Annotated in this window: 16 protein-coding genes; 14 read left to right on the top strand and 2 right to left on the bottom strand. The window is 39.2% G+C overall.

The window, feature by feature from the left end:
* Nucleotides 1-16 precede the first annotated feature (16 nt).
* From ACJMMI_RS09130 to ACJMMI_RS09120, 3 genes are all read left to right on the top strand, one after another.
* On the top strand, nucleotides 17-2254 hold the full coding sequence (locus tag ACJMMI_RS09130) for a DNA gyrase subunit A (RefSeq protein WP_405355098.1): 2238 nt from the start codon (nucleotides 17-19) through the stop codon (nucleotides 2252-2254).
* 150 nt (nucleotides 2255-2404) lie between these two features.
* A complete protein-coding gene (gene secG, locus ACJMMI_RS09125; protein ID WP_405355096.1) occupies nucleotides 2405-2662 on the top strand; it encodes a preprotein translocase subunit SecG in 258 nt (85 codons plus the stop codon).
* A gap of 113 nt (nucleotides 2663-2775) precedes the next feature.
* Nucleotides 2776-3036, top strand: coding sequence for a pro-sigmaK processing inhibitor BofA family protein (locus ACJMMI_RS09120; RefSeq protein ID WP_405355094.1), 261 nt, complete (start codon nucleotides 2776-2778; stop codon nucleotides 3034-3036).
* A gap of 193 nt (nucleotides 3037-3229) precedes the next feature.
* Here ACJMMI_RS09120 and ACJMMI_RS09115 read toward each other — a convergent pair whose 3' ends face one another.
* On the bottom strand, nucleotides 3230-3589 hold the full coding sequence (locus ACJMMI_RS09115) for a helix-turn-helix domain-containing protein (RefSeq protein ID WP_405355092.1): 360 nt from the start codon (nucleotides 3587-3589) through the stop codon (nucleotides 3230-3232).
* 175 nt (nucleotides 3590-3764) lie between these two features.
* On the opposite strand from ACJMMI_RS09115, the gene ACJMMI_RS09110 reads away from it, so the two are divergent.
* Both ACJMMI_RS09110 and ACJMMI_RS09105 read left to right on the top strand, forming a co-directional pair.
* Nucleotides 3765-4694, top strand: coding sequence for a CHAP domain-containing protein (locus ACJMMI_RS09110; RefSeq protein ID WP_405355090.1), 930 nt, complete (start codon nucleotides 3765-3767; stop codon nucleotides 4692-4694).
* Nucleotides 4682-5281: an RICIN domain-containing protein gene (locus ACJMMI_RS09105; protein WP_405355089.1), complete on the top strand. Its 600-nt coding sequence runs from the start codon at nucleotides 4682-4684 to the stop codon at nucleotides 5279-5281. Before ACJMMI_RS09110 ends, ACJMMI_RS09105 begins: the two co-directional genes overlap by 13 nt.
* 115 nt (nucleotides 5282-5396) lie before the next feature.
* Here the strand turns inward: ACJMMI_RS09105 and ACJMMI_RS09100 are convergent, their stop codons facing one another.
* Nucleotides 5397-5996 (bottom strand): DUF4364 family protein, encoded by a 600-nt coding sequence (locus ACJMMI_RS09100; protein ID WP_405355087.1) that lies wholly within the window; start codon nucleotides 5994-5996, stop codon nucleotides 5397-5399.
* A 376-nt stretch (nucleotides 5997-6372) separates the two neighbouring features.
* On the opposite strand from ACJMMI_RS09100, the gene ACJMMI_RS09095 reads away from it, so the two are divergent.
* The 9 genes from ACJMMI_RS09095 to ACJMMI_RS09055 all read left to right on the top strand — a co-directional run bounded on the left by ACJMMI_RS09095 (nucleotide 6373) and on the right by ACJMMI_RS09055 (nucleotide 15053).
* Nucleotides 6373-6819 carry an NfeD family protein gene (locus ACJMMI_RS09095; protein WP_405355086.1) on the top strand — a complete coding sequence of 149 codons (447 nt, stop codon included), beginning with the start codon at nucleotides 6373-6375 and terminating at the stop codon, nucleotides 6817-6819.
* 21 nt (nucleotides 6820-6840) lie between these two features.
* Nucleotides 6841-7746 (top strand): SPFH domain-containing protein, encoded by a 906-nt coding sequence (locus ACJMMI_RS09090; RefSeq protein ID WP_405355085.1) that lies wholly within the window; start codon nucleotides 6841-6843, stop codon nucleotides 7744-7746.
* 85 nt (nucleotides 7747-7831) lie between these two features.
* Nucleotides 7832-9220 (top strand): putative ABC transporter permease, encoded by a 1389-nt coding sequence (locus ACJMMI_RS09085; RefSeq protein ID WP_405355084.1) that lies wholly within the window; start codon nucleotides 7832-7834, stop codon nucleotides 9218-9220.
* Between the two features lie 270 nt (nucleotides 9221-9490).
* Nucleotides 9491-9988: a 5-(carboxyamino)imidazole ribonucleotide mutase gene (gene purE / locus ACJMMI_RS09080; protein ID WP_405355083.1), complete on the top strand. Its 498-nt coding sequence runs from the start codon at nucleotides 9491-9493 to the stop codon at nucleotides 9986-9988.
* The gene (gene purF, locus ACJMMI_RS09075) at nucleotides 9985-11436 is read left to right on the top strand and encodes an amidophosphoribosyltransferase (protein WP_405355082.1); all 1452 of its coding nucleotides are present in this window, start codon (nucleotides 9985-9987) and stop codon (nucleotides 11434-11436) included. The genes purE and purF overlap by 4 nt, the downstream gene beginning before the upstream one ends.
* A gap of 17 nt (nucleotides 11437-11453) precedes the next feature.
* Nucleotides 11454-12488 carry a phosphoribosylformylglycinamidine cyclo-ligase gene (purM, locus tag ACJMMI_RS09070; RefSeq protein ID WP_405355081.1) on the top strand — a complete coding sequence of 345 codons (1035 nt, stop codon included), beginning with the start codon at nucleotides 11454-11456 and terminating at the stop codon, nucleotides 12486-12488.
* Nucleotides 12488-13114: a phosphoribosylglycinamide formyltransferase gene (gene purN / locus ACJMMI_RS09065; protein ID WP_405355080.1), complete on the top strand. Its 627-nt coding sequence runs from the start codon at nucleotides 12488-12490 to the stop codon at nucleotides 13112-13114. Before purM ends, purN begins: the two co-directional genes overlap by 1 nt.
* A gap of 13 nt (nucleotides 13115-13127) precedes the next feature.
* Nucleotides 13128-13844 (top strand): IMP cyclohydrolase, encoded by a 717-nt coding sequence (locus ACJMMI_RS09060; protein ID WP_405355078.1) that lies wholly within the window; start codon nucleotides 13128-13130, stop codon nucleotides 13842-13844.
* A 33-nt stretch (nucleotides 13845-13877) separates the two neighbouring features.
* Nucleotides 13878-15053 carry a phosphoribosylaminoimidazolecarboxamide formyltransferase gene (locus ACJMMI_RS09055; RefSeq protein WP_405355077.1) on the top strand — a complete coding sequence of 392 codons (1176 nt, stop codon included), beginning with the start codon at nucleotides 13878-13880 and terminating at the stop codon, nucleotides 15051-15053.
* Nucleotides 15054-15065: the final 12 nt, after the last annotated feature.

Raw genomic sequence — 15065 nt, 5'->3', positions numbered from 1 at the left:
CGGGAGGTGCGAATTTATGGCTAAAAAAAGAAGAACTCAGCCTGCACAGGCAAATAAAACCCATGGTGTAATAAACGGTGCGGGTGAGGTGGTAGAGCAGAACATTGACTCTACAATCAGAGAAAACTATATGCCGTACGCTATGAGCGTTATTCTTTCCCGTGCTATTCCCGAAATTGACGGCTTTAAGCCTTCGCACAGAAAGCTTCTTTATACAATGTATAAAATGGGACTTTTAAACGGTGCAAGAACAAAATCAGCCAATATTGTCGGTGCAACAATGAAGCTCAATCCGCATGGCGACTCAGCAATTTATGACACTATGGTGCGACTTTCAAGAGGCTATGAGGCACTTTTGCACCCATATGTAGATTCAAAGGGTAACTTTGGTAAGTTTTACAGCCGAGATATGGCATGGGCAGCATCAAGATATACAGAAGCAAAGCTTGACAAAATCTGCAACGAACTTTTCAGAGATATTGACAAGGATACAGTAGATTTTGTTGATAACTACGACAATACAATGAAAGAGCCGTCGCTTCTGCCGGTTGCCTTTCCGTCTGTACTTGTAAACACAAACACAGGTATTGCGGTAGGTATGGCGTCAAATATCTGCTCTTTCAATTTAAAGGAAATCTGTGAAACCACAGCGGCTCTTATTCGTGACCCACAGCACGATGTTATGCAGACTTTACCTGCTCCTGATTTTATAGGCGGATGCCAGATTATTTATGACGAGAACGCAATAAGACAGGTTTATGAAACAGGCAAGGGCGGAATCAAACTCAGGGCAAGGTATGAGTACGATAAATCGGCAAACTGTATTGATGTGCTTTCAATTCCGAGTACTACGACCTGCGAGGTTATTATTGAAAAGATAATTGATCTTGTAAAGACAGGTAAGGTAAAGGATATTGCCGATGTTCGAGATGAAACCGGTCTTGACGGTATGAAAATTACCATTGACCTAAAGCGTGGTGTAGATCCCGACAAGCTGATGGCTAAGCTTTACCGTTTTACAACGCTTGAAGATACATTCTCGTGTAACTTCAATGTACTTATCGGCGGTGTGCCGATGGTGCTTGGCGTAAAGGCTTTGCTTGAGGAATGGATTGCGTTCAGAATTGAGTGCGTAAGACGCCGAACATACTTTGACAGAAACAAAAAAGCCGAAAAACTCCACCTCTTAAAAGGTCTTGAGGCGATTTTGCTTGATATAGACAAGGCTGTAAAAATTGTCAGGGAAACTGATGAAGAGTCAGAGGTTGTGCCAAACCTTATGATTGGCTTTGGTATTGACGAGGTGCAGGCTGAATATGTAGCCGAAATCAAACTTCGTCATCTTAACAGAGAATACATTTTAAAGCGTACCGATGAAATAGAATCTCTTGAAAAGGAAATTGCCGAGCTTGACGAAATTCTCAAGAGCAAGACAAGAATCAAGACTATTATTGTAAAGGAACTCAAGGAAATTGCCGAAAAATACGGTCAGCCACGAAAGAGTATTATTATTTATGAGGATACAGTAAGCTATACTGAGGAAAAGGACGATATTCCCGATTATCCGGTAAATCTTTTCTTTACAAAAGAGGGCTACTTTAAAAAGATTACACCGCAGTCGCTCAGAATGAGCAGCAATCACAAACTAAAGGACGGCGATGAAATTTCGCAGACCTGTGAATTTTCAAACAACGGTGATTTGCTGTTCTTTACCGACAAGGCTCAGGTTTACAAGGCAAAGGCGGCGGATTTTGCCGACACAAAGGCAAGTACCCTTGGCGACTATGTGCCTGCTAAGCTTGGTATGGACGAGGGCGAAAACGCTGTGTTTATGGTAGCAACAAAGGATTACAAGGGCATTTTGCTGTTTGCATTTGAAAACGGCAAGCTTGCCAAAGTACCGCTTGAGGCTTATCAGACAAAGACAAATCGTAAAAAGCTTACCGGTGCATATTCCGACAAGTCGCCTCTTGCAGGAATGGTATTCTTTATGGAGGATAAGGAGTTCCTCTTAAAGGCATCATCTGGCAGAATGTTACTTGTACATTCTGGTGCAATCAATCTTAAAACCACCCGTTCAACACAGGGTGTAGCAGTAATGAAGCTAAAAAAAGGACACAGACTTTTTGAAATTACCGAATATGTTGAGGGCACATTTGCAAAGCCGCAGAGATACAGAACAAAAACATTGCCAACTCTAGGTGCTATGCCGGCAAACGAGGACTCAACAGACGAACAGCTCAGCTTAATATAGGTTAATATTCGCTACAAGAATTAAACTAAAAAAGTTGAAAAAATTTCAAAAAATTCTTGCAAAAGCTATAATTTTATGTTAATATAAATTAGTTAGTTTTTGTATTTAGAACTTATTATACATTTATATTAAAGAAAGGAACGGTATAATATGGGCGTTTGGGGTATTGTTCTCGGCTCTGTACTTATTGTAGCAGCCATCGCAATTATCATCGTAATTATTCTTCAGCAGGGCAACCAGCAGGGCATTGGTGTTGTTTCCGGTGCGGCTGACTCTTATTTCTCAAAGAATAAGGCTCGCTCGATTGATGCAAAGCTTGCTCGTTTTACAAAGGTTTTTGCAGCAGTTTTCGTAATTATTGTAATTGCGCTTAATGTACTCGCTTATTTCCTCGGAAGCACTTTCTGATTAAGCTTGTAATATTTTAAAAAATTCAAACATAATTATAGACCGTAGGTTAGTCCTGCGGTCTATTTTTATTTGAAAATATAGTATTGTTTGTGTAAAAGGAGCTGTGAATTATGCCCTTGTGGGGAATAGGATTAATGTTTTTCGGTGCGTTCTTGCTGTTTGCATTTGCCCATTACATAAGTAAAAGCAGACATCCGTTTAAAAGAAGTCTGCTTTCAATGGCTATAGGTATTTTAACGCTGATTGCGGTTAATTTGACAGGCTCTTTTACAGGCGTATATCTGCCTATAAGCCTTGTGTCGGTGTGCGTGTCAGCTTTTGGCGGAGTCCCCGGAGTAACACTGATGCTCGGATTGAATTTGTTTTTTTAGCCTAATTTCTGTTTACTTTATTTTTATAAAGAAGCCTTGCAAAATCAATCAGCAAGGCTTTTTTCTGTACTAAGATTTTCTACAATATTATTTAATTATTTTAAAGTCGTGTTGCTGCCGACAGTAAATTAAGCATTTTTATATATTATCAGTGTACTGAAACAATATAAAAATAAGCCACCGTCAGGGTGACTTATGAATTTAAAAATTCGACTAAAAGCATACTTAGCAGTTTTTGCTGTCTGTTTGATAATTCTTTTGCCTTAATGCCTGTATCGGTAAATTCCTGATACAACAGTTTTATAATTTCGGCTTGTGTATTATTTAGGTTGTTTAGATATAATGCTTCTTTCTTTTCAATGCCGACTAAATAATCCAACGAAACATTAAATACATTTGAAATTGAAATCAAAACCTCAAGCGGAGGAGTTTTTATATTGTTTTCGTAACTGCTTATTACAGGCTTGCTTCTTCCGACTCTTCTGCCTAACTCTTCTTGTGACATATTTCTTGATTCTCGTAGTTGTCTTATTCTTAAGCCAAAGTCAAACATATAATCCACCTCAAAAAGTTTTTGATAAAAATATTTTAAAGCACTTGCGTTTTGTAATCGAAAACTGTATAATATAATTGTTAACAAAGCGAAAACTTTTTATCAAAAATGTTTACTGATAAGAAATTTTCGCAAATTATTGCACTTGTTATTATAAGGAAAGGAGATTTTGATTATGAAAAAAATAATTAGTGTAATTTTGACTTTGCTTATTGCGGTATCGTGTATAACTGCTTATGGAATGCTTGATGTTAGTGCAACTCAGAGCAGAACAGAAAACTTTAATAAAAATTTCTCATTAAGCGGTTCGGGCAGTGATGATATTGTTTCCGTAGCCGCAGCTCAGCTTGGAAAAACCGGTTCTCAGCTTGGTTACTCAGAGCAATGGTGTGCAGACTTTGTCAGTGATTGTGCTATACTTGCCAATCAATCTTCAGCTATACCGGCATCCGGATATTGCCCAACTTTAAGACAAAATATACTTAATGCAGGTGGCTACTATGTTGATAAGAATTCTGCTAAGAAAGGCGATATAGTATTCTATGGTAATAACGGAGCTGACCATGTTGAGATAGTATATGCGGCGTCAAACGGAAATGTAAGTACATATGGAGGTAACTCCGGCAGCGGTTCTTCGCTTTACTCAAGGAGTGTCAGACAACACCCAACCCAGTCACAGTCTATTGCATATATTGTCAGACCTAAATATTCTGCGATAAATAAACCAACTGATGTACATTTAGACAGAAGTCAGGTATGGTATGATATTCAAGATGATATTGTTCTTTATCCTCGTGCAAATGATGTTGAATACTTTTGGATAAGTGTATATAAAGACGGTAATCAAATTATTAGTCAAAGATTAGATGTAAACAGTGAACTAAGATTTTCAGCAAACCAATGGGGTTATGGTGAATATTATTCTTGGATAACAGCAGCAAATTCGGCTGGTGCAACTGATTCAGAGGGAATTTCTTTCTCTGTTGTCGGCTCTCCTACATATAACGATATTTGGACTTCTAAGGGATTTTATGATTGGGATGAAAATGAAGAGATAAAAATCAATATAAGTCCTATTTGTGCAAAAACTCTTTGGTTAAAATAAAAAACTATTATGATTATCGTTCAATGGATGTAGAAAATTATGCAGATGCTGGTGCAGGTACAAATGTTCAAGTATATAACGATTGGGATTCAACTGCTCAAAGATTTTATATTTATCAAATAAATGGAGCATATTACATAAAACCTGTTTGTACTGATATGGTATTGGATTTATCTCAGACTACAAATAATCTTGAAGTTTGGGGTGCCGGATTTAATTGGAGTCCTCAAAAATTTGAAATAGAAAAAATTTCTCAGGACAAGATTGGTGTTCACAATTATACCGATAAAATAATAAAGCCTACAACTACTCAAAAAGGCTATGTTGAACACATATGCTCAGTTTGTGGAAACAGCTATACAGATAAATACTGTATATTGGGCGACACAGATAATGACGGTATTCTTTCTGTTAATGATGCTACACAAATGCAGATGTATTTATCTTTTACTAATGATAATAACGGTAATTTAATTATCAATGAAAATGATGAATATGAATTTGCAATAGCTGATTTTAACAAGGATAATGCACTTACTGTAAGTGATGTAACCGCAATTCAAATGGCGATTGTCAATGCTGATTAATATTTCTCTATGATAAAGGGACTGTAGCTAAAATTGCAACAGTCCCTTTTCAATAAAAAGCAGAGTAAACCAAAAATTTACTCTGCTTTTGTTTTTAATGATTTGTTAAACAAGCTTAAATGTTGTAAAGATTCTCAAGTGCTTCGGCAACGCTTTCTTTATTTTGGGTGAGCATTGCGAGGATTACTTTATAAAATGTAGTTGGGTCTTTGTAAAAATTCTTTTTAAGAATTAAGGCCTGCGGCATATCAGGTGCAAAAATTGAGAAGCTGAGCAAATCAAGATTACCACCGGATATTTTGCAGTTTACATTATATCCCATATCTGTTTTAACAATTTCTACGCTGTTTTCACGCTCTTTTTTCTTTTGCTTTAGCAGATTTATTGCACAATTATATGCCTTTTCCTTTACGGTATAGGCAAGTGTTGTGTCGAGCTGTTTGGCAATCATTACGCCGTTTTCGGTTACAGTGAATGTTTTTGTGTCACCGTCTGAGCCTTGCTCGATGATATTGCCATTTTCTATAAGGTCATCAAAGCAGGAGCTTGTTTCAAAATAATTTGCAAGGCTTTCCTCACATATTGAGTCAACAATAATATCTTTGCTGACGGGTACTTTTATTGAATTTAAAAGGTAGCAGATTAAAATACGAATTTCGTACTTGCTACGCATTCCACCCGGCACAATGCCCTCGTCAAATGTATCAAAAGCCATAACAATCACCTAATTTCATTTTTATTTATCTTAATTATAACATACAATAAACGAAATGTGTAGATATTTTTTCAAGATATAGTATAAAGTGAAAAAATATTTAACCATTAATCATTTTAAAAAGAAAAATATTGTTCGGTTAATAGTTTGTGATAATTCTGTTAATTCATAGTACATAGAATATTATACAAAAAGACACATAAAATGTAGTATAGTATGCCTATATTGTAATTGTACAATATAAAAATATACTCAATATGCATAAGATTAAACTAAAAATACTGTCAATTTCTGAAATTTTATAGCATAAAGCGAAAAAATAATTGACTATATATTGTTTTTATGGTAGAATGTTGTTGCGAAAGGAGATGTGAATATGGAACAGTATATGCCTTTTGTCTGGATTGGTATTGCAGTAGTGATGGCTGTTGGTGAGGGCGTTACAAATCAGCTTGTATCAATATGGTTTGTTGCAGGTGCTTTGTGTGCGGCAGTATCTTCGCTGATTACTTCGTCATTACTTATACAGCTGATAGTTTTTATTGTGGTATCCTTTGGCACACTTATCGCAACAAAGCCTCTTGTGGATAAGTACAAAAAGAATCACAAAGATGTAAAAACAAATTCCGACAGGCTTGTTGGGCAAACAGGTGTAATGCTTACCGATATTGACTCTTTGGAAACAGTTGGACAGGTGAAGGTAAGCGGTGAGGTTTGGACTGCCAAGCTTAGAAACCCCACACCTGTAAAAAAAGACGACAAAGTAAAAATTCTTGCTATTGAGGGCGTAAAAATGATTGTTGAGCCTTGGCAGGGAGAATAATTTTTGAATGGAGAATTAAGTATGGGTCCTTTAATTGTAATTGCAATTATTTTACTTATCATTTTAATTGCAATCATCAGTAATGTTAAAATCGTGCCGCAGGCACACGCATATGTAGTTGAAAGACTTGGTGCATACCACTCAACATGGGGTACAGGTCTTCATGTGAAAATTCCTTTTCTTGATAAAATTTCAAGAAAGGTTTCACTCAAGGAGCAGGTTGTTGACTTCCCACCTCAGCCTGTAATTACAAGAGATAATGTTACAATGCAAATTGATACAGTAGTTTATTTTGAAATTACTGATCCTAAGCTTTACAGCTACGGTGTTGAGCGTCCTCTTAACGCTATTGAAAACCTTACTGCAACCACTCTTCGTAACATAATCGGTGAACTCGAGCTTGACAGCACACTTACATCTCGTGATACAATCAACGATAAAATCAGAATTATCCTTGATGAGGCAACTGACGCATGGGGTATCAGAGTAAAGCGTGTTGAGCTTAAAAATATTCTTCCGCCTCGTGAAATTCAGGACGCAATGGAAAAGCAGATGAAGGCAGAGCGTGAAAGAAGAGCTAAGATTCTTGACGCCGAGGGTGAAAAGCGTAGCCAGATTCTTATTGCCGAGGGTCTTAAAGAGTCTGCAATCCTCAAGGCTGACGCTGTTAAAGAGCAGAAAATCAGAGAGGCTGCCGGTGAGGCTGAGGCTATCCTTACAGTACAGAGAGCAAACGCAGACGCTCTCCGTATGCTCAATGAAGCTGCTCCAACAGACAGAATCATTCAGCTTAAGTCACTGGAGGCATTTGCAAAGGCTGCTGACGGCAAGGCTACAAAGATTATTATTCCTTCCGAACTTCAGGGAATTGCAGGTAATGTTGCTGCAATTAAGGAAATTTGGAAAGATGAGCCTGCAAAGCAGTAAAATAATACAATAAAAAATCAAAATAAAAGCATAAGGGTGCAGTCTTTTCTGCACCCTTAGGTGCTTTTTTATAGGAAGTGAATTGATGTATCTCATTTTATGGACATTTGTAATATTTTCATTCTTAGGTTGGGTTGGTAATGTTATACGAAATCTTGCCGTTTATAAGAAATTCAAAAATAACGGCTTTTTGACATCGCCGTTTTTCCCAATGTACGGACTTACTGCGGTAATATGCAGGGTAGTGCTTACTCCGCTTGAATCATATCCGTGGCTGCTACTTGTTGCATCAATAGCACTTACAACCATAATTATAGTTGTTTCAGGCTTTTTGTTTGAAAAAATTCTCGGCTTTAAGGTGTGGGATTATTCGCAGGCAAAGCTTAGCATTGGCAGCTATATTTCCTTGCCGTACGCAATCCTTGCGGGGCTATTCGGCTTTGGTTTTATTAAGGTATTTATGCCTGTATCAGACGCACTTGTAATGCTGATTCCTTTAATAGTGGGCAAAATAATCCTTGCAGGCTTGCTTGCACTTATTTTGCTTGACTATGTTTTTTCGGTAATAACTGTAATTCGTTTGAAGTACAGAATTAAGTATCTTAGCAATATTGAAGAATTGCTCGGTGATGATGCTGACGAAGAAAAAATAAAGCTAATAGGCGAAAACTGCAACAGACTTTTTACGGAAAATATTTTAAGAAGACGACTTGCAAGTGCCTTTCCTGACCTAAAAACAAGCGTTTACCTTGGTATGATTTCCGACAGAGTGGGTCAAGAAAAAGACAAAAATATGCTTGAATATACAACCGTATATGAAAACAAGGAGGAACGACCTTTTGCATTTGGACTTTGTTTTACAAAGTTGTTTTATCTGTTTGTAATCGGCTCGTTTATTGGTACAATACTTGAAACTTTCTGGGCGTTTATGGTTGACGGCAATTTTCAGGTGCGAGTCGGTCTTGTGTATGGCCCGTTCATTCCTGTGTACGGCGGCGGTGCGTGTTTTTTAACTATTGTGCTTTACAAGCTTTATAAGCTTAATGATACGCTTATTTATGTAATCAGTGCCGTTGTGGGTGCAAGCTTTGAGTATTTTTGCTCTTGGTTTCAGGAAACATTATTTGGTACAGTATCATGGGACTACAGCGACACACCACTGAATTTTAACGGCAGAACAAATCTTATGTACGCTCTTATCTGGGGATTTTTAGGCCTTGTGTGGGTAAGATTTTTTTACCCGTGGCTTGCAAGAATTATTGAGAAAATTCCAAAGCGAGCAGGCGGTGTTATGACTGCTGTGCTTATAATTTTTATGGCTTTCAATGCGTTTATGTCGTGTGCAGCGGTTTATCGTTGGCAGGACAGAGAAGTGCACCCAAATGCCGACAACGCTTTTGTAGAGTATATTGACTACCATTTTAATGATGAAAAAATGGAATTCCTATTTCCTAATATGAAAGCATCCGATTAGTTATAAATGTTTAAAAGAATAATTATGTTGTAATCCGTCATTGTTAAGTGGCGGATTACTTGCTTTATTGGGGAAATTTTACTTTTATGTTATAACTTTGGTAATGAAAATCAAAATAATTCCTGTCACATATTGCATTTTATTCTGATTTTTTATATAATGGTAATTAAAGTGATTTTATGGTAAAGACTTTTACCCTTTAAGGGACGCTTTGCCGAAACAATTATACCACCGTTTAGGCGGTGCTTGTAAAAGTTAAGGAGTGTAATGATGAAAAAGGTTGCTATTATTATGGGTTCTGACAGTGATTTCCCTGTAGTTTCAAAGGCTGTCACAAAGCTAAAGGAATTTGGTGTTCCATATGAAGTGCATGTTATGAGTGCACACAGAACTCCTGACGCTGCTATTGAGTTTTCAAGCAACGCTAAGAAGAATGGCTTTGGAGTAATCATTGCCGCAGCAGGTATGGCTGCTCATCTTGCCGGTGTGCTTGCAGCAAAAACAACATTGCCTGTAATCGGCATTCCTTGCAAATCAGCCGCTTTTGACGGTATGGACGCTTTGCTTGCAACAGTTATGATGCCAACAGGTATTCCGGTAGCTACAGTAGCTGTTGACGGTGCTGCAAACGCTGCAATTCTCGCTATTGAAATGCTTGCTCTTTCTGACGATGACCTCGCAGAAAAGCTTGAAAAAATGAAAGCAGATATGGAAGAAGGCGTAGCCAAAAAAGATGAGGCTATGCAGCTTAAGGTGGCAGAGCTTTGATTAAGTATGTTGATATATATGATAAAGACAAGGTAAATGACGAATGTGGCGTGTTCGGTGTTTACAAAGACAGCAGTGACGATTTCAACATAGCTTCCCTTACTCGTGAGGCTCTTTACGGACTTCAGCATAGGGGACAGGTAAGTGCAGGTATTACTGTAAATAACAACGAAAACTTCACTACTGTAAAAGAGTTTGGTATGGTTTCCGAGGTTTTTAATGACAAGGCTCTTGACAAGCTTGGCGACGGTAACATTGCCATAGGTCATGTACGCTACAGTGCTCACGAAAGCCTTGACAGAGCAGCAAATCAGCCGCTTGTTATGAGGTATATTGCAGGATCGCTTGCTATCGCAAGTAACGGTGCAATTACAAACTTTGCTGAAATCCGTCAGCAGCTTGAGCATGGCGGTGCTATTTTCCAGTCAAACTCAAATGTTGAGGTTATGTCCTATGTAATTGCAACAGAGCGTTGCACTACAAATGACCTTGAAACAGCTGTGCTTTTTGCTATGGATAAGCTTGAAGGAGCATATTCCGCAGTTTTGTGCGGTCCGTCAAGACTTATTGGCTTTAGAGATAAAAACGGCTTTCGTCCTCTTTGTATCGGTAAGCTTAACAACAGCTACATTTTTGCATCGGAAAGCTGCGTAATTGACAGCCTTGGCGGTGAATTTGTGCGTGATGTTGAACCGGGCGAAATGGTTGTAGTTGATGAAACCGGCTTTCACAGCTATAAGTCAAGAATTAAGGCATTTAATACATCTATGTGTATTTTTGAATATGTTTATGTTGCTCGTCCGGACAGTGTGATTGACGGTGTAAGCGTTCACAATGCAAGATTTAAGGCAGGCGAACTGCTTTATAACGAACATCCTATTGAGGCAGATATGGTGTGCGGTGTTCCTGATTCCGGAATTATTGCGGCTCAGGGCTATGCAAAGGCTTCCGGTATTCCGTATGGTACAGGCTTTGTAAAGAATAAGTACATCGGCAGAACTGTCGGTACAGGTAAGGATAAAAAGAAAAGACTTCTCAGAACAAGACTTACTGCTCTTAAAGCAAATGTAAGCGGAAAGAGAATTATTATTGTTGATGACTCTATTGTGCGTGGTGAAACCGCAAACCACATTGTAAGGCTTTTGCGTGACGCAGGTGCAAAAGAGGTTCATATGCTTATAAGCTCTCCGCCTTTTGTATGCCCATGCTATTTCGGTATGGATATACACAACAAGGAGTCGCTTATTGCAAATAAGCTTTCAAAGGAAGAAATCTGCAAGGAAATCGGTGCCGATTCACTCGGATATCTCAGCGTTTCAGGTCTTAATCAGATTGCCGAGGGTGCAGATGTGGGATTTTGCGACGGTTGCTTTACCGGTGAATATCCTGCGGAAATTCCGAGAACTATGTTTGTTGATAAATTCGCAAAGAAAATTAATAAAAAATAAATCTGGAGTGATTGAAGATGAAGAGTTTTTCAGAGAGCTACAAGGCAGCAGGTGTTGATGTAACAGCAGGCTACAAGTCAGTTGAACTTATGAAGCAGCATGTTGCTCGTACAAAAATTGACGGCGTTGTTTCAGGCATTGGCGGCTTTGGCGGTCTTTTTGCCCCAAATGTAAGCGGTATGACAGAGCCTGTACTCGTTAGCGGTACAGACGGTGTCGGTACAAAAATTAAGCTTGCTTTCCTTATGGATAAGCACGACACCATTGGTATTGACGCAGTTGCAATGTGCGTTAATGATGTAATCTGCTGTGGTGCAAAGCCATTGTTCTTTCTCGATTACATTGCAATCGGCAAGAACTACCCTGAAAAGGTTGCTGAGATTGTTAAGGGCGTTGCAGACGGTTGTGTTATGTCTGAGTGTGCCCTTATCGGCGGCGAAACTGCTGAGCATCCGGGTCTTATGCCTGTTGACGAGTACGATGTTGCAGGCTTCTGCGTAGGTCTTGCAGACAAGCCAAAGATGATTGACGGCTCAAAGCTTAAAGCAGGCGATGTTTTGGTTGCTCTCCGTTCTTCCGGTGTTCATTCAAACGGTTTCTCACTTGTAAGAAAGGTGTTTGACATCAACGAAGAAACAATCAATAATACTTATCCTGAGCTTGACAAAACTCTTGGCGAAACTCTTCTTACTCCTACTAAAATATATGTAAAGCCTCTCTTTGCTCTCATGAAAGAGGTTGAGGTTAAGGCTGTTTCTCACATCACAGGCGGCGGCTTCTACGAGAACATTCCTCGTATGTTAAATGACGGCCTTTCTGCTAAGATTAACAAGAGTGCAGTTCCTGTTCTTCCAATCTTTGATCTTATTCAGAGAGTTGGCGGCATTTCTGAGCATGATATGTTCAATACATTTAATATGGGTGTTGGTATGCTCGTTGCTGTTGACAAGAACGATGCAGACAAGGCTCTTGAAGTACTCAAGGCAAATGGTGAGGATGCTGTAATTATCGGTGAAGTAGTAGAGGGCAACGACGGAGTTGTATTTGAATAATGAAAAATATTGTTGTTCTCGTGTCGGGTGGCGGCACAAATCTACAGGCTCTCATTGACGCATCTGAAAGAGGAGAAATAAAGGGCGGTAAAATTACCTGCGTTATTTCTTCAAATCCAAATGCGTATGCACTTGAGAGAGCTAAAAATCACAACATTGATACTGACATAATCCGCAGAAAGGATTATGCAAGCCTTGACGAGTATGACAAGGCATTAACTGAGCTTTTAAAGTCAAAGAACGCTGATTTAATTGTGCTTGCAGGATTTATGACAATTCTTGGCACAGGTGTAATCAGAGCTTTTGAAAACAGAATTATAAATATTCATCCGTCACTTATTCCGTCATTTTGCGGTGAAGGCTTTTACGGACTCAAGGTTCATGAGCAGGCACTTGCAAGGGGGGTTAAGGTGACAGGTGCAACAGCACATTTTGTTAATGAGGTTTGTGACGGCGGTCCAATTATCATTCAGAAGGCTGTTGAAATTAAAAACGGTGATACACCCGAAGTTTTGCAGAAACGAGTTATGGAGCAGGCGGAGTGGAAGATACTCCCAAAGGCTGTTTCGCTCTTCTGCGAAGATAAAATAAAGGTAAACGGCAATACTACTGTAATTGCTGAATAATCGGAGGTAAACAATGAAACCAATTTCACTTGAAAAAGAAATTTCTTCTGTCACATATCCGGGCAGAGGAATTGTAATAGGCAGAAGTGCTGACGGCACAAAGGCTGTAATTGCTTACTTTATTATGGGCAGAAGCGAAAACAGCAGAAACAGAATTTTTGTTGAAACTGAGGATGGTATTAAGACTCAGGCTTTTGACGAATCAAAGCTTATTGACCCATCGCTTATCATCTACTCACCTGTAAGAAAGCTTGACAACAAAACTATTGTTACAAACGGTGATCAGACAGACACAATCTATGAGCTTATGAACGAGGGTGAAACATTTGAGGAATCACTCCGTACAAGAGAGTTCGAGCCTGACGGTCCTAACTATACACCTCGTATTTCGGGTATTGTAAAGTGCAGCGGCGGTGTTATGGAATATGCTATGTCTATTCTCAAGAGTGCAGATGGTATTCCTGACAGCTGTCAGAGATATACTTTTATGTATTCAACTCCTTTACAGGGCCTTGGCAGATATATTCACACATATATGGGTGACGGCACTCCACTTCCAAGCTTTGAGGGTGAACCTACACTTGTAGAGATTGGCAATGATGATATTGATACCTTTGCTCAAAAGGTGTGGAATGCACTTGATGAGGACAACAAGGTTTCACTTTTTGTTCGCTACATTGACATTGCTACAGACACAGCAGAGTCAAGAATTATTAATAAGAATAAGTAATATAATAATCTGATTACGAAAGGATGAACTCCAATGAAGGAACTTGCACTTAAATACGGTTGTAACCCTAATCAGAAGCCTTCAAGAATTTATATGAACGAGGGCGAGCTTCCTGTTGAGGTACTCAACGGCAAACCGGGTTACATTAATTTTCTTGATGCGTTCAACTCATGGCAGCTTGTGCGTGAGCTTAAAGCAGCCACAGGCTTACCCGCAGCTGCATCTTTCAAGCATGTAAGCCCGGCAGGTGCGGCAGTAGCCACAGAGCTTTCTGACACATTAAAGAAAATTTATTTTGTTGACGATTTGGAGCTTTCACCAATCGCCTCTGCATATGCAGCAGCAAGAGGTGCAGACAGAATGTCATCATATGGTGACTGGGTTGCACTTTCAGATACTTGCGATGTTCAGACTGCAAAGCTTTTACAGAGAGAGGTTTCTGACGGTATTATCGCTCCTGACTATACAGCAGAAGCTCTTGAGGTGCTCAAGACAAAGCGTAGAGGCACATATAACATTGTAAAAATTGATCCGAACTATGTTCCTGCTCCTATTGAGCATAAAGATGTATTCGGCGTAACATTTGAGCAGGGCAGAAACGAGCTTAAGATTGACGAATCTATGCTCATGCAGAATATTGTTACAGAGAACAAGGAGCTTACAGAGGAAGCTAAGCGTGACCTCCTTATTGCTCTTATTACTCTTAAATATACTCAGTCAAACTCTGTTTGCTATGCAAAGGGTGGTCAGGCTATCGGTGTTGGTGCCGGTCAGCAGTCAAGAATTCACTGTACCCGTCTTGCAGGCAATAAGGCTGACATTTGGTTCTTAAGACAGCATCCAAAGGTTCTTAACCTTCCATTTGTTGATAATATTCGCAGACCGGACAGAGATAACACTATTGATGTTTATATTTCTGATGATTATGAGGATGTACTTGCTGACGGTGTTTGGGAGCAGTTCTTCAAGACTAAGCCGGAGCCTCTTACAAGAGAAGAAAAGAAAGAGTGGCTTGCAACATTCAGCGGCGTTTCACTCGGCTCAGACGCATTCTTCCCATTCGGCGACAACATTGAGAGAGCTAAGCGTTCAGGCGTACAGTATGTTGCACAGCCCGGTGGCTCAATAAGAGATGACAATGTAATTGATACCTGCAATAAGTACGGAATGACTATGTCATTTACAGGCATCAGACTTTTCCACCATTAATCTGCGGGGTGA

Source organism: Ruminococcus sp., from assembly GCF_045129435.1.
Taxonomy (GTDB): domain Bacteria; phylum Bacillota; class Clostridia; order Oscillospirales; family Acutalibacteraceae; genus Ruminococcoides.
This window is presented reverse-complemented; position numbering and strand designations above follow the sequence as displayed.

Bases quoted from the DNA above. Each gene is read 5' to 3' on its own strand.
- ACJMMI_RS09130 (WP_405355098.1), top strand. From the start codon at position 17: ATGGCTAAAAAAAGAAGAACTCAGCCTGCACAGGCAAATAAAACCCAT.
- secG (WP_405355096.1), top strand. From the start codon at position 2,405: ATGGGCGTTTGGGGTATTGTTCTCGGCTCTGTACTTATTGTAGCAGCC.
- ACJMMI_RS09120 (WP_405355094.1), top strand. From the start codon at position 2,776: ATGCCCTTGTGGGGAATAGGATTAATGTTTTTCGGTGCGTTCTTGCTG.
- ACJMMI_RS09115 (WP_405355092.1), bottom strand. From the start codon at position 3,589: ATGTTTGACTTTGGCTTAAGAATAAGACAACTACGAGAATCAAGAAAT.
- ACJMMI_RS09110 (WP_405355090.1), top strand. From the start codon at position 3,765: ATGAAAAAAATAATTAGTGTAATTTTGACTTTGCTTATTGCGGTATCG.
- ACJMMI_RS09100 (WP_405355087.1), bottom strand. From the start codon at position 5,996: ATGGCTTTTGATACATTTGACGAGGGCATTGTGCCGGGTGGAATGCGT.
- ACJMMI_RS09095 (WP_405355086.1), top strand. From the start codon at position 6,373: ATGGAACAGTATATGCCTTTTGTCTGGATTGGTATTGCAGTAGTGATG.
- ACJMMI_RS09090 (WP_405355085.1), top strand. From the start codon at position 6,841: ATGGGTCCTTTAATTGTAATTGCAATTATTTTACTTATCATTTTAATT.
- ACJMMI_RS09085 (WP_405355084.1), top strand. From the start codon at position 7,832: ATGTATCTCATTTTATGGACATTTGTAATATTTTCATTCTTAGGTTGG.
- purE (WP_405355083.1), top strand. From the start codon at position 9,491: ATGAAAAAGGTTGCTATTATTATGGGTTCTGACAGTGATTTCCCTGTA.
- purM (WP_405355081.1), top strand. From the start codon at position 11,454: ATGAAGAGTTTTTCAGAGAGCTACAAGGCAGCAGGTGTTGATGTAACA.
- purN (WP_405355080.1), top strand. From the start codon at position 12,488: ATGAAAAATATTGTTGTTCTCGTGTCGGGTGGCGGCACAAATCTACAG.
- ACJMMI_RS09060 (WP_405355078.1), top strand. From the start codon at position 13,128: ATGAAACCAATTTCACTTGAAAAAGAAATTTCTTCTGTCACATATCCG.
- ACJMMI_RS09055 (WP_405355077.1), top strand. From the start codon at position 13,878: ATGAAGGAACTTGCACTTAAATACGGTTGTAACCCTAATCAGAAGCCT.